General features: G+C 64.7%; 8 protein-coding genes and 1 pseudogene. 5 read left to right on the top strand and 4 right to left on the bottom strand.

Going from position 1 to position 9,961, the window contains the following annotated elements; all coding sequences use genetic code 11:
• Nucleotides 1-748 precede the first annotated feature (748 nt).
• The 4 genes and pseudogenes from ABEA18_RS21680 (at nucleotide 749) to ABEA18_RS21665 (ending at nucleotide 4,609) form a co-directional block, all read left to right on the top strand.
• A complete protein-coding gene (locus ABEA18_RS21680; protein WP_345452658.1) occupies nucleotides 749-1,243 on the top strand; it encodes an SRPBCC family protein in 495 nt (164 codons plus the stop codon).
• A pseudogene (locus ABEA18_RS21675) lies at nucleotides 1,212-1,682 on the top strand (GNAT family N-acetyltransferase); the annotation flags it as partial. The gene ABEA18_RS21680 and the pseudogene ABEA18_RS21675, both read left to right, overlap by 32 nt.
• 114 nt (nucleotides 1,683-1,796) lie before the next feature.
• Entirely contained in the window at nucleotides 1,797-3,155 is a 1,359-nt protein-coding gene (locus ABEA18_RS21670; protein ID WP_345452666.1) for an FAD-binding oxidoreductase, read from the top strand.
• 134 nt (nucleotides 3,156-3,289) lie between these two features.
• Complete coding sequence (locus tag ABEA18_RS21665) at nucleotides 3,290-4,609, top strand: MFS transporter (RefSeq protein WP_345452656.1); 1,320 nt, start codon at nucleotides 3,290-3,292, stop codon at nucleotides 4,607-4,609.
• A gap of 57 nt (nucleotides 4,610-4,666) precedes the next feature.
• Here the strand turns inward: ABEA18_RS21665 and ABEA18_RS21660 are convergent, their stop codons facing one another.
• Complete coding sequence (locus ABEA18_RS21660) at nucleotides 4,667-5,896, bottom strand: amidohydrolase family protein (protein WP_345452654.1); 1,230 nt, start codon at nucleotides 5,894-5,896, stop codon at nucleotides 4,667-4,669.
• A gap of 24 nt (nucleotides 5,897-5,920) precedes the next feature.
• Nucleotides 5,921-6,235, bottom strand: a complete 315-nt coding sequence (locus ABEA18_RS21655; RefSeq protein ID WP_345452652.1) for an oligopeptide/dipeptide ABC transporter ATP-binding protein — start codon at nucleotides 6,233-6,235, stop codon at nucleotides 5,921-5,923.
• Nucleotides 6,236-6,608: 373 nt separating this feature from the next.
• On the opposite strand from ABEA18_RS21655, the gene ABEA18_RS21650 reads away from it, so the two are divergent.
• Nucleotides 6,609-7,280, top strand: a complete 672-nt coding sequence (locus ABEA18_RS21650; protein ID WP_345452650.1) for a GntR family transcriptional regulator — start codon at nucleotides 6,609-6,611, stop codon at nucleotides 7,278-7,280.
• An 8-nt stretch (nucleotides 7,281-7,288) separates the two neighbouring features.
• On the opposite strand, the gene ABEA18_RS21645 is transcribed toward ABEA18_RS21650, so the two are convergent.
• A complete protein-coding gene (locus ABEA18_RS21645) occupies nucleotides 7,289-8,698 on the bottom strand; it encodes a DUF4032 domain-containing protein (protein ID WP_345452649.1) in 1,410 nt (469 codons plus the stop codon).
• 144 nt (nucleotides 8,699-8,842) lie between these two features.
• Nucleotides 8,843-9,925 carry an ABC transporter ATP-binding protein gene (locus ABEA18_RS21640; RefSeq protein ID WP_234751365.1) on the bottom strand — a complete coding sequence of 361 codons (1,083 nt, stop codon included), beginning with the start codon at nucleotides 9,923-9,925 and terminating at the stop codon, nucleotides 8,843-8,845.
• Nucleotides 9,926-9,961: the final 36 nt, after the last annotated feature.

Here is a 9,961-nt window from a genome sequence, read left to right as displayed (position 1 = left end):
GGCGTCCCGCCCGGACCCGGTATATGTGAGCCCGCGTCCAAGGAAAACCCTTAACAAGTGAGCGGGGGGTTGGGTTATCAAACCCCCGCTCACCTATCACCGGAATCCCCCAACCCCCGCTCACGTATGGGCGGGAATCCCCCAAACGCCGGCTCACGTATGAGCCGGGTATCCCCAAACGCCGGCTCACCTATGGGCCGGTATCCCCAAACGCCGGCTCACCTATCGCCCGGTTTCCACCAACCCCGGCTCACCCTGGAGCCGGGCCGCGGCCCCTGCCCCACCCCGACCTCAGCAGAAGTGAGCCGGCGTCGGGCCAGAACCCCTTATATGTGAGCCGGCGTCCGGCCGGGACCCCCTATATGTGAGCGAGCGTGCGGCCGGGACCCCCTATATGTGAGCGAGCGTGCGGCCGGGACCCCCTATATGTGAGCCGGCGTCCGGCCGGGACCCCCTATATGTGAGCCGGCGTCCGGACGGGACCCCCTATATGTGAGCCGGCGTCCGGACGGGACCTCGGGCATATGTGAGCCGGCGTCCGGCCGGGACCCCCTATATGTGAGCGAGCGTCCACCCGGCACCCGGGACCCGGCACCCGGGACCCGACAGAAGTGAGCCGGCGTCCGGCCGGGAACCGGTATAAGTGAGCGGGCGTCCGGTCAGAACCCCGTATATGTGAGCGGGCGTTTGCGGGGGAGCGCGTCGGGCCCGAAGTCGCGGGTGTCGCTGGGCGGTAAAGTTGGTGCACATGGAGAGCCTCTTTAGTCACCTCGCGCCGGACTCCGAACCCCAGCCGGAGCAATCCGGTGAGCTGGACCCTGTAGTGTGCACCGTCGTCGTGCCTTCGCCGGTGGCGCATGCTTTCATGGGCTTCACTGATCACCCGCATCTTTGGTGGCCAATGGAGGACCACAGCGTCTACGGGGCGGGTTCGCACGTTGAGTTCGAGGAGAATTTGATCCTGGAGACGGCGGACGACGGACGTACCTCGATATGGGGAACGATCGACGATTGGCAGCCGCCGTTGTCCTTCCATGCGAGCTGGTATCCGGGCAGCACCGCGATGTGGTCTACGGAACTTCGAGTGGCCTTCCGGGCGGTTGACGGAGGTACTGAAGTTCGCCTGGTGCACGACGGCTGGGAAGGCGCCGAACACCCGGCGCAGACCCGTGCAGACTACGCCGCTGACTGGCCTGGAGTTCTTGATCGATATGTCCGGTTCATGGGCGGCGGCAGTGAATAGAATCCGTCGGCTGCAAGCGGCTGACTGGCGGTTGCTTCGCGACGTCCGGTTGGAGATGCTGTCGGACACCCCGATGGCCTACGTCGAGAGCCTCGCGGCCGCCCGGCGCCAGACTGACACTCAATGGCAAGAGCGCGCAGCCACGATGTCGAGCGACTCGAGCATCACCCTCGTGGCGGATGACGGTACAGACGGTAGCCGGATCAGTGGACTCATGCGCGTGGTCGTCAAGCAGCCGCAGGATCCTTCCCAAGCCCTACAAGCCATGTTGATCAGCGTCTACGTTGCACCTGAACACAGGGGCTTGGGCCTGGCTGACCAGTTGCTTGATGAAGCTTGCGCAGTAGCAGGCGCCGAGCTTGGAGCCGGCGTGATAGAACTGGGGGTCCACGAGGATAACGCCCGCGCGAAGGCGTTCTATGAGCGGCATGGATTTGAATACACCGGTGCCAGCCGGCCGTATCCGCAGGACAAAGCGAGGTTGGAGATCGTCATGGCCCGACGGATTCCGCATGCGGGTCCAACCCGGCAAAGCGCAAGTCCTCACGAGTTCATGGATGAGCTAGCGGCGGCCCTTGCTCCTGGGCAAATCGCCGTCGACAAAGACACACGGACGAGCTATGCGGCAGACTTGGGACCAGTCCTGGACTTGCAGCTGCCCCTGGCAGTGGTGTTCGCCGAATCCGTTGAAGACGTGCAGAATGTGGTGCGCAGTTGCGCCAAGCACGGGGTTCCGATTGTTGCCCGCGGCGCCGGCACCGGGGTTTCCGGCGGCGCCCATGCCAGCAAGGGGTGCATCGTACTCAGCCTGGAACGCATGAACCGCATCCTGCAGCTCAACGCGGATGATGAGACTGCCGTCGTTGAACCTGGCGTGGTCAACGCTGACCTCAACGCCGCAGCGGGTGAACACGGCCTGATGTACGCGCCGGATCCCGCGAGCTACAAAATGTCCACGATCGGCGGCAATGTGGCCACGAACGCCGGTGGCTTGCGCTGCGCAAAATATGGCGTGACCAGGGACTCTGTGCTGGCGCTCGACGTCGTCATGGCCGACGGCTCGCTGATCCACACAGGGCACCAGACCTTCAAAGGTGTGGCCGGATACGATCTCACGGCGTTGTTTGTGGGCTCGGAAGGCACCCTCGGGATCGTGGTGGGCGTGACGGTGCGCCTGCGCTACCTGCCCCGCGAGGTACAGACGGTGGCGGCCTTCTATCCGGACTTCCGCGGTGCCGCGGCCGGCGTCCTGGCTGTCGGAAGGGCACGCGTTCAGCCTGCCATCATGGAAATGCTCGACGCCGGAACGCTGGCCCAGCTCGACGAACTGTACGGCTCGGACCTCGGAGAACGTGGACAGTCGCTGCTGCTGATCCAGACAGACGGTTTCGGAGCTGCCGCCGAGGCAGCGCTGGTGCGGGAAGTTCTCGCGTCCGGCGGCGCCGCGGTGACGGCGGAATCGACTGCGGAAGCCGAGCGACTCATTGAAATGCGGCGCTCGAGTCGAGGCGACGAAGTGGACAACGAGTACCGGGTTGGCGAGGACGTCGCCGTTCCGAGGTCGCGGCTAGTCGACTACGTGGCCGCCCTTGAGGCCATGGCTGTTACCCACGATGTCCGGCTCAAGGTGGTGGCGCATGCCGGCGACGGCAACCTGCACCCCACCTTCTGGGTGGACCGTGTGGACAGGGAAGTGGACGCTGATGCCATGTCCCGCCTCAACAAGGCCCTGGACGACTCCATCGATGCCGCGCTTGAGATGGGCGGAACCATCACCGGTGAGCACGGGGTGGGGCAGTACAAACTGCGTTGGCTCGGCCTTGAGCAGCCCGGGCCCCTCCGGGAGTTGCAGCACCGCATCAAGGAGCTTTTCGACCCAGCCGGAATCCTCAACCCTGGCAAGGCGATCTAGAGCCCTGGTATTCCAAGTCTGATCGTCAAGGTCCAGTGTCACGCATCGTTGCGACTTTGACGCCAGTTTACTTTGCCCGGCAATGCCCCTAATCTTATTTGGTATACCAAATTAGGATTCCAGGGAGGCAATCAATGGGACAAGCACAGCCGCCGCGCCGCGGTACTTCTGCATACGCCGCTCGGAGGACTGCCTGGGTACTCGTTGCACTGGCGCTTGTCTCCATCAACCTCCGCCCGGCCATCACGACGATCGCCGGCACCATGGGTCAGCTGCAGACAGGCTTCGGACTCGACGCGCATTTACTGCCGCTGCTTGGCGCCTTGCCTGTACTAGCGTTCGGCGTCTCGGCTCCTTGCGGGCCATGGCTGGCCCGTCGCCTGGGCACCGGCAGGGCCGTTGCGGCGGCGCTCCTGGTACTTGCCGCGGCGCTGCTCGTCCGCGTATTCGTCCCCGGACTGTTGCTGCCCGGAACGCTCCTGGCAGGAGCATCCATCATGACGGCCAGCGTGCTGGTGCCGCAGATCGTCAAGGCAAACCGCGGTTCCGGCTGGTGGACGGGGCTGTGCACCATGGGCTTCGGGCTGGGCGCGGCACTCGGCGCAGGGCTCGTCCAGCCGCTGCAGGAAGCGCTCGGCGGAAGCCTCGCCTGGGCACTGGCCGTCTGGGCCGTCCCCGCCTTGCTTGGGGCCGCGCTGATCCACCGCGCCGGTCAAACAGCCCCGCGTCCCGACGGGACCGGCGAGACCGGCGGGACCGGCCGACAGGCGTCGGGCGCTGGCCTACAGGATACGACGACGGCGGGCGTCGCCACGCGGGAAGCCGGCACCATCCCGCTGCGGAAGCAGCGGACGGCCTGGGCCGTGACCGCATTCTTCGGGCTGCAAGCCATGCTGTATTTCGCCGTTACCTCGTGGCTCGCGGTCTTCCTGGTATCGAAGGGCCAGACCGCGGCCGACGCAGCAGGTCTCTTGGCCTGGTTCAGCGTCGCAGGACTGCCCGCGAGTCTGTTGGCTCCCGTTCTCGCGGGAAGACGAGCGATCCTGAAGTTTATGGCCCCGGGCTTGGGACTGCTCGTCGCGGCGGCTTTGATAGGAGTTTTGACCGCGCCAGTAGATTTGCAGTTCCTCATGGTCGGCGTCCTGGGGATCGTCCAGAGTGCCGGATTCGGGCTGGGAATGGCGTTGGTCGTCATCCGCTCGGCAGGGCCAGAGAGCGCTGGCAGCCTATCCGCCATGAGCCAGGGCCTGGGCTTCGCGCTGGCTTCCCTGGGGCCGTTGGGGGCGGGATTCCTGCATGAGTGGTCCGGCGGCTGGGACGTTCCTTTCTGGGTCTTGGCCGCGGAGGCGGTGCTGCTCGCGGTGGCCGGTTTCCTCGCCGTGCGCGGGACCACCGTGTCGGTGGCAGCCGCCGAGACTGAGCACCTTGGCGAGCCCGCCGTCGTCGGGCGCTAAGCCTTAAACAAAGTAGCCGGTCCCTCAACGAGGGACCGGCCACATTTTTGTGCGGGCTTAGACGAGCTCGAGCTGCTCTGCCACGACCTTTCCGCGGTGGATGACAGTGCGGTCGGTGCCGCGGTCCATGACGGCCGAGGCGACGGTTTCGCCGTCGAGCAGCAAGAGTTCGGCGGGGTCGCCGACCTCGACGCCGGGGCGGTGTGCCGTGCCCTTCAAGCGGGTGGCGGACGGGTCGAGGATGCTGGCGCCGCCTACCGTGGCGATCGCAAGGCAGTGCTCGATGAGCTCGTCCTTGCGGAAGCCGTGGGTGAAAGCGAGCTGCCAGGTGCGGTCGAGCATGTCGGTGTTGCCGTAGGGGGACCAGTAGTCGCGCTGGCCGTCCTCGCCCAAGCCCATCCGGACGCCGGCTTCGGCGAGCAGCGGGATCGGAAGCTGGCCCGCCACACCGGCGGAGCCCGGCGCCACGGACGCCATGGAGATGTCCAGCTCGGCGAACTCTTCGATGAGGCGGCGCGTGGTGGCTTCGGAGACGCTGCCCAGCTGGTACGCGTGGGACATGGTGACCTTGCCCTGCATCCCCAAGGCGCGGGTGCGCTCGATGACCAGGTCCGTGCTGAAGACGCCGAGCTCGCCGGGCTCGTGGAGGTGGATATCAATGGGGACCTGGTACTTTTCGGCCAGTCCGAAGACGATGTCCAGGTGGCGGGCGGGGTCGCGGTCCAGGCTGCAGGGGTCGATGCCGCCCATGACATTGGCGCCGGCCTTGAGTGCTTGGTCCATGAGGGGTACGGTGCCGTCCTCAAGGAGCAGGCCAGCCTGCGGAAACGCGATGATGTCGACGTCGGCCTGGCCTTTGAACTGCTCCTTGGCGGCCATCACGGCATCGAAACGCTCGAGGCGGCAATCGACGTCGATCTGGGCATAAGAACGGACACGGGTGGTGCCGCGGGCGATCATCCGGCCGAGGGTGTTGTTGACCCGTTCCTGTAGCGGGACCTCGGCGTTGCGCCAGTTCTGCCGGTCGTTCATCATCATGGTCCACACGCCCGGGCCGCCGGTGTGTTCACGGAACGGAAGACCGATGCGGGTGGAGTCCAGGTGCACATGGACATCCGAGAAAGACGGCACGAGGAGGCGGCCGCGGCCCTCGACGACGGTAGTGTCGCCAGTCGCCGCAGGGCGTGCAGGGTCATGGGCTTCGACGCCGGTGATCTTGCCGTCCGTGATGAGGACGTCGCTCAATGCTTGTCCCCAGGGGCGGACGGCGCGAATCAGGGTGTTCAATGTATTGCTCCTTTGATATTGGATCTATTGGACACCAGCGAGAGCTGCGGATTCCAGCCCTGAGTGATGGCAGGCCGGGGCAGCCGCGCTGGCTGGTCTCGGGACTTCGCTGATGCAGCGTTGCTGCTGTTCCGCGCCCAGGGCGCCGAACAACGGACATCGGGTGCGGAAGACGCAACCGCTGGGTGGGTTTGCCGGGGACGGCAGATCTCCCCGGAGGCGGATCTTTTGCTGCTGGCCGGCTGCCCGGGGATCCGGCAACGGCACGGCGGACAGGAGAGCTTGCGTGTAGGGATGCCGGGGATTCCGGAACAGTTCCTCCCGGGCTCCTTGTTCCACGATCTTGCCGAGAGATCCATGATCCGGCTGATGCAGAGGCTCAACAAGGCGATCTTGCTGCGACGGATCCGCAACCACGCGGTGGCCAGAAGCGACCGTGCCTCGGCGGTGAGTCTATTCGGGGCCGTACTGGGGGATGGACTCGCAGCCGTAGCTTCGACGGTGGACTGTAGCTGGGTCAACGGGGGTGCTCGATTCATGATCCAAGGAGTGATCTCCGGTCTTTTTGTATACCAAAAATAGACTAGAGCAGGTTCGATGGGATGTAAATCACAAATATCGCACTATCTGGAATACCAAACAGCTCTCTTTCCGTCCGTGTATGCTCGGGTGGAATGCAAGACGATGGGGAAGGGAAGGGTGGCCGAAGCCGATGCCCGAAACGTTGACGACCCGCGACGACGAAGCCTTGGCCGAACAGGTCTACCAGCTGGTTCTTGAGGGAATAGTGGCGGGGAGATACGAACAGGGCGCGCGGCTGCGCGAACGGGAGCTCTCCGAGCTCTACAACGTTTCACGAATCCCCGTGCGGGAAGCTATCCAACGCCTCGAGCAGGATGGCTTCGTGGAAACCTTCCCGCGCCGGGGCGCCGTGGTGCGCCAATTGACGCTCACCGACGTCAATGAACTCTTCGACGTACGGCTCTGCCTGGAAACTTTCGCGGCCCGCATGGCGGCCGTCCGCGTCGCGGCGGGCGAACCGGGCGGGCGCCTGCAGGAACTCCTCGACGACACGAGGCAAGCGATCGACGACGACCGGACCGACGACGTCGTGCGCCTCAGTGCTGCGTTCCACGCCGAAATCGTGCGACTGTCCGGCAATCGGCTGCTCATCGAATCGGTCAAACCTTTGTTCGGCCGTATGCGCTGGATCTTCGGGCTCGCGCACAACCGCAGCAACGAACTCCAGCGCGACGAGCACATGGAACTGTGCAACGCCATCCTCGGCGGCAAGGCCGATCTCGCCTACACTCTGGCGTACTCCCACATAGAGCTCGGGCGTGAACCCGTGCTTAAGGGACTCGCGCAGACGTTGGAGCCCTAAACCCCGCGCTAGTCGTCGGAATCCGGGTATTCGTCCTCGTTGTACCGGGATTCCTCGGTTTCAGCTTCAAGGATCTTGAGCATCGCCGTGTCCGGATTGAGCATGATGGCAGCCTCGTCGCGCCGGTGGCGCAGGATGGTGTCCAAGTAGGACTGCACGGCTTCAGCCAAGGGGATGTGGCTGTCCTGCTTCTGGCTCATGTACCAGCGGTGTTCGAGGACTTCGTGGACCACTTCCGCCGGCTCAAGCTTGCCTGCGAGGTCGCGCGGGATGGACCGGACGATGGGCTCGAAGATCTGGCTGACCCAGGTATGGGCACTGATTTCTTCGTCCATGTCCGGGTTGTTGTCCGCCCGGAATGAATCCATGTCATTGAGCAGCCGGCGGGCCTGGTTCTCCTGGGCGTCCAAGCCCGTGAGGCGGAGCAACCGCCGCTGGTGGTGGCCGGCGTCGACGACCTTGGGCTGAAGCTGGATGGTTGAGCCGTCCGCCGTGGTCTTGATGGCGTATTCCTCGACGTCAAAGCCGAGTTCGTTGAGGCGGCGGATGCGCGCGCCCACACGCCAGCGTTCGCCGAGCTCAAACGATTCCTTCTCGGTGAGTTCGGCCCAAAGCCGGCGGTACGAGTCCATGATGAGCTCCGACGTTGCCACCGGGTCCACCTTCTCCTCGATCAGGCCGCCTTCGAGCAGGTCCATGAGTTCCCCTGCGATGTTGACGCGGGCAATCTCCAGATCGTACTCACGCTGGCCCACCGACAGATCGGGGTACAGCTCACCCGTCTCGGCGTCCACCAAGTAGGCGGCGAACGCGCCGGCGTCGCGGCGGAACAAGGTGTTGGACAAGGAAACGTCGCCCCAATAGAAACCGATCAGGTGCAAGCGCACCAGCAGCAGCGCCTGGGCGTCGATAAGCCTTGTGAGGGTGTCCCGGCGCAGCATCTGGGAGAAGAGCGCCCGGTATGGCATGGAGAACTTGAGGTGCCGCGTGACCAGCACGGGGTTCAGGGGCCTGCCGTCAACAGTGGTGCGGCCGGTGATGACCGCGACCGGCTCAACGCAAGGCACATCCATTCGTGCCAGCTTCCGGAGCATGTGGTATTCGTGCCGGGCAACGTGCTCGGACGTTTCCTTGATGGCGATGACGGAGCCGGCCAGGTGCGCGAAACGCACGATGTGCCGGGAAATACCGCGCGGCAGGGCGGCCAAGTTCGCTGCAGGCCAGTCTTCGAGTGCGATGTGCCAGGGCAGGTCCAGTAGCTCGGGATCCGCTGCCGCGGCGGTGATGTTGAGGGATCCGATCACACCCGCCGGCGGAGCAATGTCATTGGCGCTGGCAGCCTCGGTGCGCGGGAGTTTGCCGATCTGCGCGTAGTCGGTGGGTTCGTCATGCCACTTGGCACCGCTTTGCTCGGTCATGGAGTCAATTCTTCCGTATGGAGGCTGCTGTTAACGACGACGGCGGCCCGTCCACTCGGAAGGGCCGCCGTGCGATTGACCTGGGCCCACGCCGGCAGGGTTCCCTGGCCGAAGCGGAGCGAGGTTAGGGGGCTGGTGGGGCTGTTAGTCGCCCAGGCGCAGGCCCGACTTGGTGTCGAACAAGTGCACGTGGCCCGACTGCGGACGAACGAAGATGGACTCGCCCTTCATCGGGGGGCGGCGGCCGTCGACGCGGGCCACGATGTCGTGGCTCTTGCCGTCAAGCGTGGTGTGGCCGTAGACGTAGGCGTCGGCGCCGAGCTCTTCGACGACGTCAACCTCAACCTCAAGGCCTTCGCCGGCACCAACGGTCTCGAGGTCTTCCGGACGGGAACCGAGCGTGACGGTCTTGCCGTGTGCCTCTTCGAGGACATCGTGCGGTACCGGGTAAACGGTGCCACCGAACTGGACGCCGCCGTCGACGACGGGCAGTTCGAGCAGGTTCATGGCGGGGGAGCCGATGAAGCCGGCAACGAAGACGTTCTTCGGACGGTCGTACAGGTTGCGCGGCGTGTCTACCTGCTGCAGCAGGCCGTCCTTGAGAACGGCAACGCGGTCACCCATGGTCATGGCCTCGACCTGGTCGTGGGTCACGTAGACCGTGGTAACACCGAGACGGCGGGTCAGGGACGCGATCTGCGTACGGGTCTGGACACGGAGCTTGGCGTCCAAGTTGGAAAGGGGCTCATCCATGAGGAAGACCTGCGGGTTACGGACGATTGCGCGGCCCATGGCAACGCGCTGACGCTGGCCACCGGAGAGTGCCTTCGGCTTGCGGTCCAGGTAAAGCTCGAGGTCAAGAAGCTTGGCTGCTTCGCGGACACGCTCGGCGCGCTCTTCCTTGGAGACGCCGGCGATCTTGAGTGCGAAGCCCATATTGTCCGCAACCGTCATGTGCGGGTACAGAGCGTAGTTCTGGAAGACCATTGCGATGTCGCGGTCCTTCGGCGGGACGTCCGTGACGTCGCGGTCGCCGATCAAAATGCGGCCGGAGTTCACATCCTCGAGGCCTGCGAGCATGCGCAGGGAGGTGGACTTACCGCAACCGGAGGGTCCAACGAGGACCAGGAATTCGCCATCGGCGATGTCGATGTTGAGCTTATCGACGGCGGGCTTATCTGTGCCCGGGTACAGACGCGTAGCGTTATCAAAAGTAACTGTTGCCACAGTTATCAATCCCTTCACCGGCAGGTACGTGCCGGA

The sequence above is a fragment of the Arthrobacter gyeryongensis genome, assembly GCF_039543785.1.
Lineage (GTDB): Bacteria > Actinomycetota > Actinomycetes > Actinomycetales > Micrococcaceae > Arthrobacter > Arthrobacter gyeryongensis.
This window is presented reverse-complemented; position numbering and strand designations above follow the sequence as displayed.